This window comes from Plantibacter sp. T3 (genome assembly GCF_902506515.1).
GTDB classification, from domain to species: domain Bacteria; phylum Actinomycetota; class Actinomycetes; order Actinomycetales; family Microbacteriaceae; genus Plantibacter; species Plantibacter auratus.
The window spans coordinates 1,853,298-1,871,256 of the sequence record NZ_LR733286.1; the positions used below are offsets into that span (position 1 = coordinate 1,853,298).

14 protein-coding genes are annotated in these 17,959 nt (G+C 69.3%); 11 read left to right on the plus strand and 3 right to left on the minus strand.

The genetic code is table 11. The annotated features are described in order from the left end of the window. The first annotated feature begins 83 nt into the window (after positions 1-83). The 8 genes from guaB (at position 84) to guaA (ending at position 9,605) form a co-directional block, all read left to right on the plus strand. Complete coding sequence (gene guaB, locus GV015_RS08935) at positions 84-1,586, plus strand: IMP dehydrogenase (protein ID WP_079705279.1); 1,503 nt, start codon at positions 84-86, stop codon at positions 1,584-1,586. An 87-nt stretch (positions 1,587-1,673) separates the two neighbouring features. Then, complete coding sequence (locus GV015_RS08940) at positions 1,674-2,792, plus strand: GuaB3 family IMP dehydrogenase-related protein (RefSeq protein ID WP_064296664.1); 1,119 nt, start codon at positions 1,674-1,676, stop codon at positions 2,790-2,792. Positions 2,793-2,932: 140 nt separating this feature from the next. Then, positions 2,933-4,666, plus strand: coding sequence for a glycerol-3-phosphate dehydrogenase/oxidase (locus tag GV015_RS08945; protein ID WP_201299379.1), 1,734 nt, complete (start codon positions 2,933-2,935; stop codon positions 4,664-4,666). Positions 4,667-4,775: 109 nt separating this feature from the next. Further along, the gene (locus tag GV015_RS08950) at positions 4,776-5,303 is read left to right on the plus strand and encodes a cation:proton antiporter regulatory subunit (protein ID WP_056008027.1); all 528 of its coding nucleotides are present in this window, start codon (positions 4,776-4,778) and stop codon (positions 5,301-5,303) included. A 2-nt stretch (positions 5,304-5,305) separates the two neighbouring features. Then, complete coding sequence (locus GV015_RS08955) at positions 5,306-6,682, plus strand: cation:proton antiporter (protein ID WP_124768835.1); 1,377 nt, start codon at positions 5,306-5,308, stop codon at positions 6,680-6,682. A 64-nt stretch (positions 6,683-6,746) separates the two neighbouring features. After that, the gene (locus GV015_RS08960) at positions 6,747-7,523 is read left to right on the plus strand and encodes an SURF1 family protein (RefSeq protein ID WP_159877982.1); all 777 of its coding nucleotides are present in this window, start codon (positions 6,747-6,749) and stop codon (positions 7,521-7,523) included. Between the two features lie 37 nt (positions 7,524-7,560). Further along, positions 7,561-8,004 carry a DUF3817 domain-containing protein gene (locus GV015_RS08965; protein ID WP_159877985.1) on the plus strand — a complete coding sequence of 148 codons (444 nt, stop codon included), beginning with the start codon at positions 7,561-7,563 and terminating at the stop codon, positions 8,002-8,004. Beyond that, a complete protein-coding gene (gene guaA / locus GV015_RS08970) occupies positions 8,001-9,605 on the plus strand; it encodes a glutamine-hydrolyzing GMP synthase (RefSeq protein ID WP_124768837.1) in 1,605 nt (534 codons plus the stop codon). Before GV015_RS08965 ends, guaA begins: the two co-directional genes overlap by 4 nt. 220 nt (positions 9,606-9,825) lie before the next feature. On the opposite strand, the gene GV015_RS08975 is transcribed toward guaA, so the two are convergent. Beyond that, complete coding sequence (locus tag GV015_RS08975) at positions 9,826-10,683, minus strand: Bax inhibitor-1/YccA family protein (RefSeq protein ID WP_064296659.1); 858 nt, start codon at positions 10,681-10,683, stop codon at positions 9,826-9,828. 162 nt (positions 10,684-10,845) lie between these two features. On the opposite strand from GV015_RS08975, the gene GV015_RS08980 reads away from it, so the two are divergent. From GV015_RS08980 to GV015_RS08990, 3 genes are all read left to right on the plus strand, one after another. Next, complete coding sequence (locus tag GV015_RS08980; protein ID WP_159880205.1) at positions 10,846-11,925, plus strand: glycerophosphodiester phosphodiesterase family protein; 1,080 nt, start codon at positions 10,846-10,848, stop codon at positions 11,923-11,925. Positions 11,926-11,938: 13 nt separating this feature from the next. Further along, on the plus strand, positions 11,939-14,407 hold the full coding sequence (locus GV015_RS08985; RefSeq protein ID WP_201299380.1) for an ATP-dependent helicase: 2,469 nt from the start codon (positions 11,939-11,941) through the stop codon (positions 14,405-14,407). A gap of 70 nt (positions 14,408-14,477) precedes the next feature. Then, positions 14,478-15,479 (plus strand): SseB family protein, encoded by a 1,002-nt coding sequence (locus tag GV015_RS08990; RefSeq protein WP_139382416.1) that lies wholly within the window; start codon positions 14,478-14,480, stop codon positions 15,477-15,479. Here the strand turns inward: GV015_RS08990 and GV015_RS08995 are convergent. Continuing rightward, on the minus strand, positions 15,406-16,980 hold the full coding sequence (locus GV015_RS08995) for a hypothetical protein (protein ID WP_159877989.1): 1,575 nt from the start codon (positions 16,978-16,980) through the stop codon (positions 15,406-15,408). The two genes, GV015_RS08990 and GV015_RS08995, sit on opposite strands and share 74 nt — an antisense overlap. 104 nt (positions 16,981-17,084) lie before the next feature. Then, positions 17,085-17,885: an oxygenase MpaB family protein gene (locus GV015_RS09000; protein ID WP_159877991.1), complete on the minus strand. Its 801-nt coding sequence runs from the start codon at positions 17,883-17,885 to the stop codon at positions 17,085-17,087. Positions 17,886-17,959 lie beyond the last annotated feature (74 nt).

Consider the following 17,959-nt stretch of genomic DNA (forward strand, 5'->3'; position numbering starts at 1 on the left):
TAGGGGTAGGCCCTGCTCGGTTACGATGGTGATACCGGCAGGTCTGCGTTTCTCCGGTGTGTTCGTGGCTATGAGAGGGATAAATGGACCAGCCTGATCCGTTCGGATTCGTAGGACTCACATATGACGATGTGCTGCTGCTGCCCGGGCACACCGACGTCATCCCGAGCGAGGCGGAGACCTCGTCCCGCCTGACGAAGCGGATCACCGTGAACACGCCGCTGCTGTCGAGCGCGATGGACACCGTGACCGAGGCCCGCATGGCGATCGCGATGGCTCGCGAGGGCGGCATCGGCATCCTGCACCGCAACCTGTCGATCTCCGACCAGGCCGAACAGGTCGACCGCGTGAAGCGGAGCGAGTCGGGCATGATCACGAACCCGATCACCACCACGGCCGACGCCACCGTCGCCGAGGTCGACGAACTGTGCGGTCAGTTCCGCATCTCGGGCCTCCCGGTCGTCGACGACAAGGGTGTGCTCGTCGGTATCATCACGAACCGCGACATGCGCTTCGTGTCGCCGTTCGAGAAGGCCACGACCCGCGTCAGCGAGGTCATGACGAGCACCGGTCTCGTGACCGCTCCCGTCGGCACCGACCGCAACGCGGTGATGGCGCTCCTCGCGCAGCACCGCATCGAGAAGCTGCCCCTCGTCGACGAGGCGGGCAAGCTCAAGGGCCTCATCACCGTCAAGGACTTCGACAAGAGCGAGAAGTACCCGCTGGCCACGAAGGACGACACCGGTCGTCTGCGGGTCGGTGCGGCCATCGGCTTCTTCGGCGACGCCTGGTCCCGTGCGGGCCAGCTGCTCGACGCCGGCGTCGACGTCATCGTGGTAGACACTGCCAACGGTGAGAGTGCCGGCGTGCTCGACATCATCCGCAAGCTCAAGGCCGACCCGGCGTTCGCCGGTGTCGACGTCATCGGCGGCAACGTCGCGACCCGCTCCGGCGCGCAGGCCCTCATCGAGGCCGGTGCTGACGCGATCAAGGTCGGCGTCGGTCCGGGTTCAATCTGCACCACGCGCGTCGTCGCCGGTGTCGGTGTCCCGCAGGTCACGGCCGTCTACGAGGCGTCGCTCGCGGCGCGCGAGGCGAACGTCCCGGTCATCGCCGACGGCGGTCTGCAGTACTCGGGCGACATCGCGAAGGCACTCGTCGCGGGTGCCGACACCGTCATGCTCGGCTCGCTCCTCGCCGGCACCGACGAGAGCCCCGGCGACCTCGTGTTCGTGGGCGGCAAGCAGTTCAAGAACTACCGCGGTATGGGATCGCTCGGAGCCATGCAGACGCGAGGCGAGAAGACCTCGTACTCGAAGGACCGCTACTTCCAGGCCGACGTGCCGAGCGACGACAAGCTGATCCCCGAGGGCATCGAGGGCCAGGTGCCCTACCGCGGCCCGGTGTCGGCCGTCGCGTACCAGCTCATCGGCGGGCTGCGTCAGTCGATGTTCTATGTCGGTGCGCGCAACATCGGCGAGCTGAAGGCCAAGGGCAAGTTCGTCCGCATCACCTCGGCGGGCCTCAAGGAGTCGCACCCGCACGACGTGCAGATCGTCGTCGAGGCGCCGAACTACCGCAAGTAGGCACCCGCACGAACACCGACGGTCCGGCAGGCTTCCGCCTGCCGGACCGTCCTCGTTCCAGGCGACCGGTAGGCTGGTGCGGTGAGCATGGATATTGAGATCGGCCGGTCAAAGCGCGCACGGCGCGCCTACGCGTTCGACGACATCGCCGTCGTCCCGTCGCGGCGGACCCGCGACCCACAGGACGTCTCGGTGTCCTGGTCGATCGACGCCTACCAGTTCGAGATCCCGGTGCTCGCAGCACCGATGGACTCCGTCGTCTCGCCGACGACCGCGATCATGATGGGCCAGCTCGGCGGCGTCGGCGTCCTCGACCTCGAGGGCCTCTGGACGCGGTACGAAGACCCTGAGCCGCTGCTCGCTGAGATCCGGTCGTTGCCGGTCGGCCGCGCGACCGCGCGCATGCAGGAGATCTACTCGGAGCCCATCAAGCCCGAACTCGTCACGGCCCGGCTCGCCGAGATCCGCGCGGCCGGAGTAACCGTCGCCGCCGCCCTCTCGCCGCAGCGCACGCAGGAGCTCTACGAGACGGTCGTCGCCGCAGGGGTCGACCTCTTCGTCATCCGCGGCACCACCGTGTCCGCCGAGCACGTCTCCAAGAACCAGGAGCCGCTCAACCTCAAGAAGTTCATCTACGAGCTCGACGTCCCCGTGATCGTCGGCGGCGCGGCCACCTACACCGCGGCCCTGCACCTCATGCGGACCGGGGCGGCCGGTGTGCTCGTCGGCTTCGGCGGCGGTGCCGCCTCCACCACGCGGGCCTCGCTCGGCATCCACGCCCCGATGGCGACCGCCGTGGCCGACGTCGCCGGTGCGCGTCGCGACTACCTCGACGAGTCCGGCGGCCGCTACGTGCACGTCATCGCCGACGGCGGTCTCGGAACCTCGGGCGACATCGTCAAGGCCGTCGCGATGGGTGCCGACGCCGTCATGCTCGGGACCGCATTGGCCCGCGCCACGGACGCACCCGGTGGTGGTTGGCACTGGGGTGCCGAGGCGCACCACCTGCACCTGCCGCGCGGACGACGTGTCGAGGTCGGCACCGTCGCGACCCTCGAGGAGATCCTCTACGGCCCGTCGCCGAAGTCGGACGGCACGGCCAACCTCATCGGCGCGCTCCGTCGCTCGATGGCCACCACCGGTTACTCCGACCTCAAGGAGTTCCAACGGGTCGAGGTCGTCGTCGCGCCGTACCAGGGCGCTTAGCGCTGCCGGAAGCGAGTCGCTTCCGCAAGCGGTTGTCGGGTCGCATCGCGCCGACTAGCCTCTGAGACAGAGCCTCGTGGACGAGCACCTGCCTCCGGCAGGATCATCGCGAGGGCGGTTCCAGCGAGCGGAGTTCGACGATGGCCACCACCCACAACAACGTGTCACGTTCCACCAAGCTGGGGATGGAGGAGCGCGACGCCGCGATCGAAGCCTTGAAGTCGAAAGAGCTCGACATCCTCGTCGTCGGTGGTGGCATCGTGGGCACCGGTGCTGCGCTCGACGCCGTCACGCGCGGTCTGAGCACCGGTCTGCTCGAGGCACGCGACTGGGCGAGCGGCACCTCGAGCCGCTCCTCGAAGCTCGTGCACGGCGGTATCCGCTACCTCGAACAACTCGACTTCCGACTCGTGCGGGAGGCGCTCATCGAGCGCGGGTTGCTGCTGCAGCGCATCGCGCCGCACCTGGTGAAGCCGGTCCGGTTCCTGTACCCGCTCAACAAGCCGGTCTTCGAACGCCTCTACATCGGCGCCGGCATGCTGCTCTACGACCTCTTCAGCTGGAGCGGTGGCCGTCCGCCCGGCGTCCCGCACCACCGGCACCTGTCCAAGCGTCAGGTCCTGACCTCGATCCCGAGTCTGAAGTCGGACGCGTTCGTGGGCGGGCTCACCTACTACGACGCCCAGGTCGACGACGCCCGGTACGTCTCGTCACTCGCGCGGACGGCGTCGGCCTACGGCGCGCACGTCGCGAGCCGCGTGCGGGTCGAGGGGTTCGTCAAGGTCGGACAGCGCGTCGTGGGCGTCAAGGCGCACGACCTGCAGACCGACGAGCGCTTCGAGATCCGTGCCAAGCAGGTCGTCAACGCGACCGGGGTGTGGACCGACGACACGCAGTCGATGGTGGGGGAGCGCGGCCAGTTCAAGGTCCGCGCGTCGAAGGGCATCCACCTCGTCGTCCCGCGCGACCGCTTCCAGTCGAACATGGGTCTCCTGCTGCGCACGGAGAAGAGCGTCCTCTTCGTCATCCCGTGGGGCCGGCACTGGCTCATCGGCACGACCGACACGGACTGGCACCTCGACAAGGCGCACCCGGCGGCGACCGCGGCCGACATCGACTACCTGCTCGACCACGTCAACACGATCCTCGCCGTGCCGCTGACCCGAGAGGACGTCGAGGGCGTCTACGCCGGCCTCCGTCCGCTGCTGGCCGGCGAATCGGAGCAGACGTCGAAGCTCTCTCGCGAGCACCTCGTCGCGCACTCCGTGCCCGGTCTCGTGGTCATCGCCGGCGGCAAGTGGACCACCTACCGGGTCATGGCGAAGGACGCGATCGACGCCGCGGTGGATGCACTCGACGGCAAGATCCCGGCCAGCGCGACGGAGAACATCGCCCTCCTCGGAGCCGAGGGGTACCAGGCGGCCTGGAACAAGCGTGGCAAGATCGCGCGGGCCTTCGGGGTGCACACGGCTCGCATCGAGCACCTGCTGAACCGCTACGGCGTGCTGACGGACGAACTGCTCGACCTCATCAAGGATGACCCGACGCTCGCCGAAGCGCTGCCGGGGGCGGACGACTACATCGGGGCGGAGGTCGTCTACGCGGCCTCCCACGAGGGTGCTCTCCACCTCGACGACGTCCTCGCCCGTCGGACGCGCATCTCCATCGAGGCCTGGGACCGCGGCGTCTCGGCGGCCCCGGTCGCGGCGAAGCTCATGGGTGGGGTCCTGGGGTGGGACGAGGAGCGCATCGAGAAGGAGGTCTCCTACTACCTCACGCGCGTCGCGGCGGAGCGGGCCTCGCAGGAACAGCCGAACGACGAGGCCGCCGACCGCGTGCGCCTGGAGGCACCGGACATCGTCCCCGGGGCCTGAACCGGCGGTGATCGCCCGCAGCGCAACGGCTGCGGGCGCCTCGGGCGAGCGGGCCAGGTGTGGCGGATAGACTAGGAGGACTGCCACAACAAGCCTGAGGAGTACAGCCATGGTGGATGTTCGGCGGGTCAAACTTCCCGGGGTCGGTGTGCTCCACACCTTCGTCACGGACGACGGCGGCAAGGTCGGCGTCATCGCCCACCGGTCCGGCCACAGCGACCTCATCACCTTCGCCGACCACGAGGACGGCGCCGATGCCGGCAAGGTGTCGCTCCGGCTCAACGAGGACGAGGCGCACACGCTGGCCGAACTCCTCGGTGGCACGCAGATCACCGAGTCGCTCAGCGCGCTCGACCAGATCCCCGGGCTCAGCATCGACTGGTTCACCGTCGACTACGAAGACCACATCGCCGGGCAGCCGCTCGGCAACCCCGCCGAGAAGGGCATGGTCGGGCTGACCGTCGTCGCCGTCGTGCGCGGCGACTCCGCCAACCCGGCCCCTGCTGCGGACTTCCGGGTCTTCCCCGGAGACACCCTCGTCGTCGCGGGCAGTCCCGAGAAGGTCGCCAAGGCCTTCGCCTACTTCCGTTCGGGCGCCGTCAAGAAGGTCGCCGTCGACGCTCCGCCCGGAGGGTAGGCATGCTGCACGCCGCGACCGACAACCCCCACCTCGGCCAGGATCTGCTCATCCTCGGCGTCCTGTTCGTCATCGCCTACATCCTCGGCCGCCTCGGCAAGCTGATCGGCCTCCCGTCGATCCCCGTCTACATGCTGGTCGGCCTGCTCGCGAGTCCGTACACGGGCTGGTTCCCGCTCGACTTCGCCAGCGCGCAGATCGAACTCATCGCCGTCTTCGGCCTCGTGCTCCTGCTGTTCAACCTCGGCCTGGAGTTCGATCAGGACGAGTTCTTCGGCAACGCCGGGAAGCTCATCGTCTCCGGCGGCTCCTACATCCTCGTCAACATGGCCGCCGGGCTGGTGTTCGGGTTCCTGGTCGGGTGGGGCACGCGGGAGGCGCTCATCATCGCCGGCATCACGGCGACGAGCTCGAGCGCGATCGTCACGAAGCTCCTCATCGAGCTCAAACGGCTGACGAACGACGAGACGCCGATGATCCTGGGCGTCACCGTGGTGGAGGACATCTTCATCGCGATCTACCTCGCCATCGTCGGTGTCGTCCTGAGCGGCGAGACCGAGGTGTGGCCGGTCATCGGCAAGCTCGCGATCGCCTTCACGTTCATCCTCGTGATGTTCGCGATCGCCCGGTTCGGCGGTCGGTTCGTATCGCGGCTGTTCCGCACCAAGGACGACGAGCTCTTCACGATCCTGTTCTTCGGCCTCGCGGTCGCGTTCGGCGGTATCGGCGAGCTCCTCGGGGTCACCGACGCGATCGGCGCCTTCCTCATCGGCCTGGTTCTCGGTGCCACCCGGTTCCGCAACAAGATCGAGCAGATCGCGATCCCGCTCCGCGACGTGTTCGGTGCGTTCTTCTTCCTGAACTTCGGGCTCGCGCTCGACGCGACGAAGTTCGGCAGCGTCCTCGTCCCGGTGCTCCTCGCCGTCCTCATGACGGTGGTCCTCAACGTCCTGGCCGGTCAGTTCGTCGCCTGGCTCAACGGACTCGGGCCGCAAGCTGGGATCAACGCCGCGGTCATCCTGCAGAATCGCGGCGAGTTCGCCCTCATCCTCGCGACGCTCTCGCTGAGCGCGGGGCTCAATCCGCTCATCCAACCGTTCGCCGGGCTCTACGTGCTCATCATGGCCGTGATGGGCCCGATCGTCGCCGGTCGGTCCGAGCAGATCGGCGCCGTCATCCTGCGTCCGCGCCGCCGGAAGGCGCGCCGAGTGGAGCAGGTCGACACGACGGCGGAGGAGGCCATCGCGCTCGTCGAGGGTGCGGGCGACGCCCAGGACACGACACCCGCCGACACCGATCAGGCGGCCATCGACCGACTCGTCGAACAGGCGATGAACGACCAGGAACCACCAGCACGAAAGCGAGAGCCCGATTACTAGCACCGCCCCGTCGGCACCAGGCCCCGACAACCACGGACAGGTCCGTCCGACGCTCCGCTCCGTCATGCTGCGTCCCCGGTGGATCGGCGTCCTCGTCCTCTGTCTCGCCGTCGCGGGCGCGTTCGCCGCGCTCGGGCAGTGGCAGCTCGCACGCGCCATCGAATCCGGGCAGGTGGTGCCGACCGAGACCGAGTCGGTCCGGCCGCTCGCGGACGTCCTCGAACCGGGTGTCGGCATCCGAGAGGCCGACGCCGGACAGCGGGTGAGCGTGTCGGGAACCTGGGTGCCGGAGGACTACCTCGTGGTGGGCAACCGGGTGAACGACGGAACGCTCGGGTACTGGGTGACGGGCCACCTCGCGACGGACCGCCCTGACCATGCCGGTCTCGCGGTCGCGCTCGGCTGGACGAAGGACCGCGAGACCGCCGACCGCGTCGCCGAGGCGTTGAACGCGGACGCCCCCACCGGCGCCGTCGAGCTCGAAGGGCGGCTGAACCCGCCGGAGGGCCCGGAGGAGCCGGCAGCGGACGCCGCACCGACCGACCTCGACAACATGTCGGTCGCCGCACTGCTGAACCGCTGGAACGACGCCGACGGCCTGCGGGTGTTCAGCGCGTTCGTCGTGGACGACGTCGCCGCCGACGGACTCGAGCCCATCTCGTCGCCCGCGCCCAGCCAGGAGATCCAGCTCAACTGGTTGAACATCTTCTACGCGGCCGAGTGGGTCGTCTTCGCGTGCTTCGCCGTGTTCCTCTGGTTCCGGCTCGCCAAGGACGCCTGGGAGCGCGAGACCGAGGAGCTCGAGGACGCCGAGGAGGAGGCCGCAGCGCTCCGTCAGTGATGTCCGGTCGCCTGGCGGCCGCGGGTAAGATGGGGGCATGCCCCTCCAGCCGAAACCGTCGACGTTTCCCGCGATCCGAGGCGCGCTGAAGTTCTACCAGGTGGCCGCCCCCATCACCGGTGTGCTGCTCCTGTCGCTCTGCGCCGAGATGCTCATGAAGTACGCGTTCGGCCTCGAGCTCGAGCTCGGCGGTGCTTACGGCTTCCTCGCCTTCGTGCCCTCCGGCACCGCCACCGCGGTCAACCTCAGCACGGGCATCCTCATCATCCACGGCTGGTTCTACGTCGTGTACCTGTTCGCCGCGTTCCGGCTCTGGAGCCTCATGCGGTGGAACGTCCTGCGTCTGCTCTGGCTCGCGCTCGGCGGCATCATCCCGTTCCTGTCCTTCTTCTTCGAGAGCCGCATCCCGCGGGAAGTGAAGGGCTACCTCTCCGGCCGCCAAGCAGCAGCGGCCGCCGAACCCGTGGAGTCCATGCAGTGAGTGAAACCACCCCCGCAGCCGCAGCGGAGCAGACCGCCGCCCGACCGGTCCTCGTCGTCGACTTCGGTGCGCAGTACGCGCAGCTGATCGCGCGTCGCGTCCGCGAAGCCGGCGTGTACTCCGAGATCGTGCCGCACACCGTGTCCGCCGCCGAGGTCGCCGCCAAGAACCCCGTCGGGATCGTCTTGTCCGGTGGCCCGTCCAGCGTGTACGAGCCGGGCGCCCCGTCGCTCGACGAGGGCATCCTCGAGCTCGGCGTCCCGACGTTCGGCATCTGCTACGGCTTTCAGGTCATGGCCAAGCAGCTCGGTGGCGAGGTCGCGCACACCGGTCTCCGGGAGTACGGCGCCACCGACGCGACCAGCGTCGTCGACGTCCCTGGCACCCTCCTGCACGGCGTCCCGACCGAGCAGAACGTCTGGATGAGCCACGGCGATTCCGTCTCCAAGGCCCCCGAGGGCTTCGAGGTCCTCGCCTCGACCGCCTCGACCCCGGTCGCCGCCTTCGCGAACGCGGAACGCGGCCTCTACGGCGTCCAGTGGCACCCCGAGGTCAAGCACTCCGCTTACGGCCAGCAGGTGCTCGAGAACTTCCTCCACCGGGCGGCCGGCATCCCGGCCGACTGGAACAGCGGCAACGTCATCGCCGAACAGGTCGACCGCATCCGCGCCCAGGTGGGCGACGCCAAGGTCATCTGCGGACTCTCCGGCGGTGTCGACTCGGCCGTCGCCGCGGCGCTCGTGCACAAGGCAGTCGGCGACCAGCTCGTCTGCATCTTCGTCGACCACGGCCTGCTCCGGAAGGACGAGCGACGTCAGGTCGAGGAGGACTTCGTCGCCTCGACCGGTGTCCGGCTGGTCACGGTCGACGCCCGCGAGCAGTTCCTGTCGGCGCTCGCCGGCGTCAGCGACCCGGAGCAGAAGCGCAAGATCATCGGCCGCGAGTTCATCCGGTCCTTCGAACAGGCCGAGATCGACCTCGTGAAGGAGGCCCAGAGCGAGGGTGAGCCCATCCGCTTCCTCGTCCAGGGCACGCTGTACCCCGACGTCGTCGAGTCCGGCGGCGGATCCGGTACGGCCAACATCAAGAGCCACCACAACGTCGGCGGCCTGCCGGAAGACCTCCAGTTCGAACTCGTCGAGCCCCTGCGCACCCTGTTCAAGGACGAGGTCCGGGCTATCGGTCGCGAGCTGGGCCTCCCGGAGGAGATCGTCGGACGTCAGCCGTTCCCCGGTCCCGGACTCGGTATCCGCATCGTCGGTGAGGTCACGGCCGAGCGTCTCGACCTCCTCCGCGACGCCGACGCGATCGTCCGCGAGGAACTGACCGCGGCCGGGCTCGACCAGGAGATCTGGCAGTGCCCCGTGGTCCTGCTGGCGGACGTCCGTTCCGTGGGCGTGCAGGGCGACGGCCGCACCTACGGCCACCCGATCGTGCTGCGACCGGTCTCGTCTGAAGACGCCATGACCGCCGACTGGACCCGCCTGCCGTACGACGTCCTCGCGCGCATCAGCAACCGCATCACCAACGAGGTGAAGGACGTCAACCGCGTCGTGCTCGACGTCACGTCGAAGCCACCGGGGACCATCGAGTGGGAGTGATCGCTCCCTGAGCCATCGGAAGGCCGTCCCGTTCGCGGGGCGGCCTTCCATCGTCCGCGCCCTTCGACAGGCTCAGGGACCGGGGTGGGTGGGACCGGGGATGGTGCCTCGGTCCGAGGGGTTCGGTCCCTGAGCCTGTCGAAGGGCAGTACCTCAACCGGCCCGGGGAACGACGAAGGCCCGCCCCGCGAACGGGACGGGCCTTGCAGTGCGTGCGCTCCTAGTTGCGGGAGATGGCCAGCAGACGCAGGATCTCGACGTAGATCCAGATGACCGTGACCATGATGCCGAAGGCGCCGGTCCAGCCGTACTTTGCGGGTGCGCGGTTCTGCACGCCACGCTGGATGAAGTCGAAGTCGAGCACCAGCGAGTACGCACCCATCAGCACCGCGAAGATGCCGATGACGATCCCGAGCGGGATGCCGAAGATCGTCGCGCCGTAGAGGCCGAACGGGTTGTTCAGCACGCCCGTGAACATGAGCACGAGGTTGAGGAGCTGGAAGACGCCGTAGCCGATGATGGCGACGAGGAAGACCTTGGTCAGCTTCTTCGAGGCGCGGACCTTGCCGCTGGCGAAGAGGGCGAGGGTCACGCCGACGACGGCGAGGGTCGCGAGGACCGCCTGGACGACGACGCCGGACCAGGCCGGGTTCGCCTCGAAGACGCGCGAGATGCCGCCGACGAAGAGTCCCTGGAAGACCGCGTACCCGAGGATGAGCGCCGGGACCGGCTCCTTCTTGAAGGAGTTCACGAGACCGAGGCCGAGGCCACCGATCATGCCGATGATCATGGGGAGGGCGTAGCCGCTGCCTGCCTGCAGGAGGGAGGTCGTCCACATCCAGGAGATGACGGCGAACACGACGAGGACGGCGAACGAGCCGAGGGTCTTGACGAGCGTGTTCTCGATCGTCATGCGGTCGGCGGTGCCGACGCCCGCCGGTGCGGTGGGCTGCTCGTACATCTTGCGGAGCTGTTCGGCGGTCAGCGAGGGGTTCGCTGCTTGAGCTGCCTGCAGCGTCCCGCCTCCCTGCTTCGCGAATGCCGGGTTCTTCGAGAACGCGGGATTGTCGAGGGCCATGGCTGATTCCTACTCTCAGTCGTGGAGGCTGTGTCGCGCCAAGCGGCGCTGCTGACACCCAGAGTATCCGAGTTCCCTTTGAATCAGCCGATGTTCGCGGCGGGCTGACAGCCGGCTCCCTGCGCGCACGCCGGAGCGTCGTCCTAGGCTGATGGCGTGCGCATCGACTCCCTGCCCAACCCGCTCGTCATCGGACACCGCGGGGCTCCCGGTTACCGCCCGGAGCACACCGAGTCCTCCTACCGCTTGGCCGTCGCGCTCGGTGCGGACGCCGTCGAGCCCGATCTCGTCGCGTCGAAGGACGGCGTCCTCGTGGTCCGACACGAGAACGAGATCTCCGGGACGACCGACGTCGCCGCCCGAGCGGAGTTCGCCGACCGGCGGACGACGAAACGCGTCGACGGCCACGAGCTGACCGGGTGGTTCACCGAGGACTTCACCTGGGCCGAGCTGTCGACCCTGACCGCACGTGAGCGGATCCCCGAGGTACGGACGGTGAGTGCGGGATTCGACGGTACCGAGGGCATCCTGCGGTTCGCCGACCTCGTCGCGGTCGTGCGCAGCGCGGCCGAAGCGCACCGACGACCCGTCGGCATCGTGGCCGAGGTGAAGCACGCCGACTACTTCGCGTCGATCGGCTTCCCGCTCGATCGGCTCCTCGCCGAGGAGCTCGCCGCCCTGGGCTTCGGCACCGATCCCGATGCCGAGCCGCTCATCATCGAGTCGTTCGAGCAGTCGGTCCTCATGGCGTTGCAGGCCCGTCGGGTGCAGGCGGAGTTCGCGTACCTCATCGAGCGGTCCGGCAGGCCGAGCGATCTCGTCGCCCGGCTGGGGGATTCGGCCCCGTCCTACGCCGACGCGATGACCGACGCAGGACTCGCGGCGCTCGCCCTCGAGGTCGACGCCATCAGTGTGGACAAGGCGATGCTCATCGACCTGGGCGACGACGACGGCGCACACCCGACGGACCTCGTCGAGCGCGCCCACGCCGTGGGCCTGCGCGTCTACACCTGGACGCTCCGCCCCGAGAACCGGTTCCTCGCGCCACCTTTCCGGGACGGGTCCGATCCGGCAGCGGTCGGCCGCTGGCTCGAGGAGTTCGTCCTGGTGCTCTCCTCAGGGGTCGACGGCTTCTTCGTCGACCAGGCCGACCTCGGTGTCGCCGCGCGGTCGGCGGCCGGCGACCGTGCGGATCACCGCGACGGCGGTGCTCGGCCGAGCGATGTCGGAGGCAGCGCCTAGACTTGCAGGCGATATGGCGAGCTCTCCTTCTTCGAACGCCGACGCCGTGCAACCGGTGATCGTCGGCTGGCCCACGGTAACCGTTCCCGAGTCGTCCTCCGGCGAGCGTGCCGGCGGGAGTCGGCTGCTGGAGGGACTCAACCCGCAGCAACGGATCGCGGTGGAGTACCGGGGCCAGGCCCTGCTCATCGTCGCCGGTGCCGGGTCCGGCAAGACGAGTGTGCTCACCCGCCGCGTTGCGCTGCTGCTCGAGCAGCGGGAGGCCTGGCCGAGCCAGATCCTGGCGATCACGTTCACCAACAAGGCCGCCGCCGAGATGCGCGAGCGGGTGCAGGCGCTCGTCGGCCAGGCCGCGCAGGGCATGTGGATCTCCACCTTCCACTCCGCCTGCGTCCGCATCCTCCGCCGCGAGGCCGAGCACTTCGGCTTCACCAAGAACTTCACGATCTACGACAGCGGCGACCAACGTGCCCTCCTGAAGCGCATCATCAAGGAGCTCGAGGCCGACGCATACGGCTTCACGCCGTCGAACACCTCGGCGAAGATCTCGAAGCTCAAGAACGAGCTGTCGGACGTCGAGTCGTACTCCCGCACGATCAACACGAACGACCCGCAGGAACTCGTGTTCCTGCAGGTCTTCCGGAAGTACACGCGCGCGCTGGCCGACGCGAACGCCTTCGACTTCGACGACCTCATCAGCCAGACGGTGTTCCTCTTCCGGGCGTTCCCGCACGTCGCGGCGCAGTACCAGCAGCGGTTCCGCCACATCCTCGTCGACGAGTACCAGGACACCAACCACGCCCAGTACTCGCTCATCCGGGAGCTCACCCGCGCGCCTGAGGCAGGCACGGATCAGCTCGCCACCACCCGCACCGAGGGTGCCTCGCTCACCGTCGTCGGTGACTCGGACCAGTCGATCTACGCGTTCCGCGGGGCCGACATCCGGAACATCACCGAGTTCGAGCGCGACTTCCCGGGTGCCAAGGTGGTGCTGCTCGAGCAGAACTACCGCTCCACGCAGAACATCCTCTCGGCGGCGAACGCGGTCATCTCCAACAACTTCGACCGCAAGGACAAGAAGCTCTGGACGGCCGTCGGCGACGGGGAGAAGATCGTCGGCTTCACCGGGTACTCCGGGCACGATGAGGCGCAGTTCATCGCCGACGAGATCGAGAAGCTCCGGAACGCGGGAACGGCCTACAGCGACATCGCTGTGTTCTACCGGACGAACGCCCAGACCCGTGCGCTCGAGGAGATCTTCATCCGTGCGGCCCTCCCGTACCGGATCATGGGCGGCACCAAGTTCTACGAACGCGCCGAGATCAAGGACGCCCTCGCCTACCTCGTGTCGGTCGCGAACCCGGCTGACATCATGGCGCTGCGGCGCATCCTGAACACGCCCAAGCGTGGCATCGGGCCGGCGACGGAGACGGCACTCGCGAGCTTCGCCGAGAACAACGGCGTCACCTTCCGCGAGGCCATGCGGCGCGCCGACGCCCTCGGGCTCGGGCCGAAGGTCACGAGCGCGATCCTGCAGCTGTCGGCTCTCCTCGACGAAGCGCAGGCCGCGCTCGACGACGCCGCTGCAGCCGACCGCCCGACGGCGTCCGCGACCGCCGTCGGCGACGTCCTGTCGCTCCTCATGACGAAGAGCGGCTACCTCGACTCACTGCGCAACAGTCGCGACCCGCAGGATGAGGCACGCGCCGAGAACGTCGACGAGCTCATCGCCGTCACCAAGGAGTTCGCCAAGAACAACCCCGACGGCGGCATCGTCGACTTCCTGACCGAGGTCTCGCTCGTCGCCGCGGCCGACGACCTCGACGACGCGACGGGCAGCGTGTCGCTCATGACCCTGCACACGGCGAAGGGCCTCGAGTACGACGCGGTCTTCCTGACCGGCATCGAGGAAGACCTCCTCCCGCACCGGATGTCGGCGAACGAGCCGGGTGGCCCGGCCGAGGAGCGACGCCTGTTCTACGTCGGCATCACGCGCGCCCGCAAGCGCCTGTACCTCTCGCTGGCGATGACGCGTGCCCAGTACGGCGAGACGGCCGTCGCCATGCCCAGCCGCTACCTGCAGGAGATCCCGGCCGAACTGATCGAGTGGCGTCAGTCGCCCGGCAACGTCAACGGTCGTGGTGGCACGCAGTCGCGTGCCCTGAACGCCCGCCGTGCCCCCTCGAGCGACCGCTGGTCGGTCCGCTCGCTCCCCGAGGGCGCCTCCGCGGGCGACACGCGGTTCTCCGGCGGTTCGAGCAAGCCGGAGACGGCCTGGGCCAATCGCATCACCGCGAAGGTCCGCGACAACGGCGACCTCGAGCTCGTTCCCGGCGACCGCATCTCCCACGCCGACTTCGGACCGGGCCGGGTGAACGCGGTGACCGGTGAAGGCGCGAAGCGCATCGCCCATGTCCAGTTCGAGTCAGCCGGAGCGAAGAAGCTGCTGATCAAGATCGCGCCCATCGAGAAGCTCGACTGACTGCGCTGAGGCGCGCACCGTCGGTCCGGCCGGTTCCCTGAGCGGAATCCAGCATCTAGGCTGATGCATCATGGGTCTGTTCTCCAAGCGCAACGCGTCCGATGCCCGATCTGCAGCCGTGGAGGCCGAGACATCGGCACCTGAGGATGAGGTGGATCCGGCCGCGGAAGCCCCGGAGACCGTGCCGCAGGTGTCGATCTCGGTCACGACGGTCAACGCAGCCGCTCGGACACCGGAGGCGCCTGTCTCCGTGCCTGCTGCGGCCCCGGCGCCGGCCCGGGCGCCCGCTCCCGTCGAGCCTGACTCCAACGTCGACCTCGCGCAGGCGCTCACAGCGCTGGCGGAGGGTGGCGATGAACGGGCGATGATGCACGTGTTGCGCCAGAGCATCCAGGGCAAGCTGCTGTTGTCCACGAGCCTCGACGGTGTCTCGGAGGAGGACAAGGCTGCCGGGCGCATCCCGCTCGGCGTCCACCGCGACCCGGAGGGCGCCGTCTACCTCCTCGCCTTCACCTCGTCGCGTGAGCTCGAGAAGACGCGGACGGCGGACGGGCCGGTCACCGGGGTCGCGGTGGACGCCGTCTGGGCACTCCGTCAGGCGACCGGCGACGGGTACGCCGGCATCGTCCTGAACCCCGCCGACGGTAAGGCGAGTGCGGTCGTCCCGAAGACGCTGATCGTGCGTCTGTTCGGGGACGGCCGGAACAACGACCTCGCGAAGCAGGCGCTCGCCCAGCCGCGAGAACCCGATGCCCTCCAGCGGCTGGTCGCCGCACTCGCTGCACATGGCGGGTTCGTAGCCGGTCGCGCCGAGGTCGACGAGGACGGCAACCGCAAGACCGTCGGCATCGCGGAGACCCGCCTCGGCGACCGTCGACTGCTGGAGGTCTTCACCTCGCCCATCGAGATCGCTGCACTGGGACGAGGGGATGACGCGTACCCGGTCACCGCAGCGGAACTCGCGGCCGCGCTCCGCAGCGACGAGGGCATCACCGGGATCATCGTGAACCCTGCGGCGCCGTGGCTGGACGTCGACCGCGCCCAGCTCGCACCCCTCCTCGACGTGCGCTGAGCCCCGCACCCGCACCACTCGGAGTGATCCGCCCAGGGAGGGTGAGCAGGATGCCGCCGAGCGCGAGCGCTCCGATCGCCGCGGAGCCGGCCAGGAGCAGGGAGCGGTCGTCGGCGCCGGTCTCGGCGAGGCGCGCTTCGGGCACGGTCGGCGTCGAGGCGAGGGTGATCTCCGAGGCGACGCCGAAGGCGGATCGCCAGGGGCGGATCATCGTGCCGCCGTTCTCCGGCAGGGTGTCGCTTGGCTCGATGCGCTCGACCCAGACGTAGTAGCCGTCCTCGGGGAGGACGCAGGACGGCGTCGTGTACTCGCCGGGGCCTGCATCCACGAGCGTCTCGACCTCGCAGACCACCGGTGCTCCGAGCGGGACCTCCGGTGCCTCGACCGGGCGCTCCGCGAACGGACCGAGCAACTGGCTTCGGACGGTCACCGGGATCGGCGTGTACGGTCCACCCTCCGGCCCGATGAGGCCCCACTCCGCTGCGAGGCCGGTGTCGGTCGCGATCCCGACGGACAGCCGGTCGGTGACCTCTGTTCCCGGTGTCGCCGTCGCGTGCGAGGTGGTGGTGACGACGACCGGCTGGAAGGGGAGTGGCGTGGGGCGCTCGCGGTCGGCGCTCGCTCCGGCCGCGACCGTGATCGGGCGGGCGATGAGGACGCTCTGCACGTTGGCGGCGCTTCGAGCGATCGTGAGGCCGGCACCGTAGGGCAGCTCACCGAACGTGGCGTTCGCTGAGAACGCCACGACGGCGGCATCGGTGCTCGGCAGGATCCGCAGGCTCTCACCGTTCCCGACGGCCCGCTCGGACGTGCCGTCCTCGAAGGTAGCGCCGTCTAGGGTGACGGTCCCGGTGTGGGTGCCCGGTGGCAGGGTGGTGACGCCGGAGGAGATGAAGTCGACGGCGAGTTCGGTTCGGACGAGGTCGAATCCGTCCTCGCCGCGTTCGATGGACATGGTGGCGCTCGCTCCCCGACTCGCGCCGCCGGGGCCGTCGGCCTCGGCGAGCATCTGATGGGCCCGGGAGAGCACGCGGTCGGCGCTCGCTCCTGCCCGAGCGGCGATCTGCGCCGGCGTCCACCCGTTCAGGCCGGTGATGATCCAGGTGGCGAGCTGGCCCGCAGCTGCCTCGTCGGCGTCCTGGCTGGCGCCCCAGTGCCGCGACAGGTAGGCCAGGCGGGCGGCGTCCTCGGGGGTGAACCACCCGAGCGATGATCCGTCGACGTGCTCGTAGGCGTGACCCGGCGGGATCGGGAGGTCGAGGTTGATGCAGAACCCGACCGTCCCGTCGTCGAAGGCCCACGAGCCGAGCCAGCGGCCGTTCGACGCGTCGCGGTGACCGTAGGCGGCGCCGGTGGCGGTCAGTGCGGAGGATGCGGTCGCGCCGCCGAGGACGATGCCGAGGACGAGCGTGAGCAGGATCGGGACGGCTGCCAGGAGCCGGAGGATCCGCGGTCTGCCGCCGAGGAGGCGGCCGGTCTGGGGGAGGTGGTGTGTTGTCATGCCCCCATCGTGCGAACCACGGCACCTCGGTCAGCCGGGCGGGAATCCGAATGTGGACGGGACGGCTCCGCCAATGGGCTGTGGAGGGCGGTGCTGGAACGTCGTCAGCCGAGGTGGCGGGCCGCCTCCGTGCGATCCCGCTCTCGCATCACCCGGAGGTACCAGGCGGAGGGTGCCGCACGGAGTCGCTGCGGAAGACGCGGCCAGACGGCCCGCGCGACGGCGACCCGCCGCGCGAAGCGACGCTGCTGACGCGGCGTCCAGCGGAACCCGTAGGCGCTCCGCAAGCCGTCGGGCAGCAGTCCCGCCGTCACGAGCCGGACGAGCGGGAGCAGGCACCGGACGGGGAGCGGTGCCGCGCGAGCGGTCAGGAGCTCGATCGAGACGCGGCGCGCCTCCGCGGTGACGTGGAGTCCCGCGACCCGGGCTGCGAAGTACTCGTCGAACGCGGCCCGGGTCGGAGGCCAGCGGTCGGGCGGGAGCTGCAGGCTCGTCCCCACGATCGCGTACTCACGGTGCAGGCGCTCCCGCGACTCCTCGTCGAGCGGACCGAGCACGAGCTCGTAGACCTGGACGGCGGTGTCGTACAGCGTCGCCGCGACCCAGAGTTGCGCGTCGTGGTCGAACGCCGAGTACCCGGGAGCGGCCTCGCCCGGCCGGGCACGGACCGGCGCGTGGGCGTGGTTCACCCGCCGTGCCACGCTGCGCTGCTCCTCCGGCGTGCCGAGGGCGAGCGCGTACACGAAGGTGAGGGTGGCGTGCAGCCGGTCGAGCGGGCGGGAACCGAAGTCGCTGTGCCGCGCCACCCCGGCGGCGACCGAGGGGTCCGCGATCTGCAGCAGGATGGCCCGTCCGGCGCCGGCGACGAGGATGCCCTCGCGAGCGAGGTCCGCCATGCCGGTCATGGACCCGACCTTAGTCGTTCACTGTGAACGTCCGGTTGCGGCGCAGCGCTGGGGGTAGAGTCGTCACTGGCCCT

Excerpts from the sequence above, each read along its gene's own strand:
- GV015_RS08950 (WP_056008027.1), top strand. The coding sequence starts at position 4,776 with ATGGTGGATGTTCGGCGGGTCAAACTTCCCGGGGTCGGTGTGCTCCAC.
- guaB (WP_079705279.1), top strand. The coding sequence starts at position 84 with ATGGACCAGCCTGATCCGTTCGGATTCGTAGGACTCACATATGACGAT.
- GV015_RS08960 (WP_159877982.1), top strand. The coding sequence starts at position 6,747 with ATGCTGCGTCCCCGGTGGATCGGCGTCCTCGTCCTCTGTCTCGCCGTC.
- GV015_RS08990 (WP_139382416.1), top strand. The coding sequence starts at position 14,478 with ATGGGTCTGTTCTCCAAGCGCAACGCGTCCGATGCCCGATCTGCAGCC.
- GV015_RS08955 (WP_124768835.1), top strand. The coding sequence starts at position 5,306 with ATGCTGCACGCCGCGACCGACAACCCCCACCTCGGCCAGGATCTGCTC.
- GV015_RS08945 (WP_201299379.1), top strand. The coding sequence starts at position 2,933 with ATGGCCACCACCCACAACAACGTGTCACGTTCCACCAAGCTGGGGATG.
- GV015_RS09000 (WP_159877991.1), bottom strand. The coding sequence starts at position 17,885 with ATGACCGGCATGGCGGACCTCGCTCGCGAGGGCATCCTCGTCGCCGGC.
- GV015_RS08995 (WP_159877989.1), bottom strand. The coding sequence starts at position 16,980 with ATGACAACACACCACCTCCCCCAGACCGGCCGCCTCCTCGGCGGCAGA.
- GV015_RS08985 (WP_201299380.1), top strand. The coding sequence starts at position 11,939 with ATGGCGAGCTCTCCTTCTTCGAACGCCGACGCCGTGCAACCGGTGATC.
- GV015_RS08975 (WP_064296659.1), bottom strand. The coding sequence starts at position 10,683 with ATGGCCCTCGACAATCCCGCGTTCTCGAAGAACCCGGCATTCGCGAAG.
- GV015_RS08940 (WP_064296664.1), top strand. The coding sequence starts at position 1,674 with ATGGATATTGAGATCGGCCGGTCAAAGCGCGCACGGCGCGCCTACGCG.
- GV015_RS08965 (WP_159877985.1), top strand. The coding sequence starts at position 7,561 with ATGCCCCTCCAGCCGAAACCGTCGACGTTTCCCGCGATCCGAGGCGCG.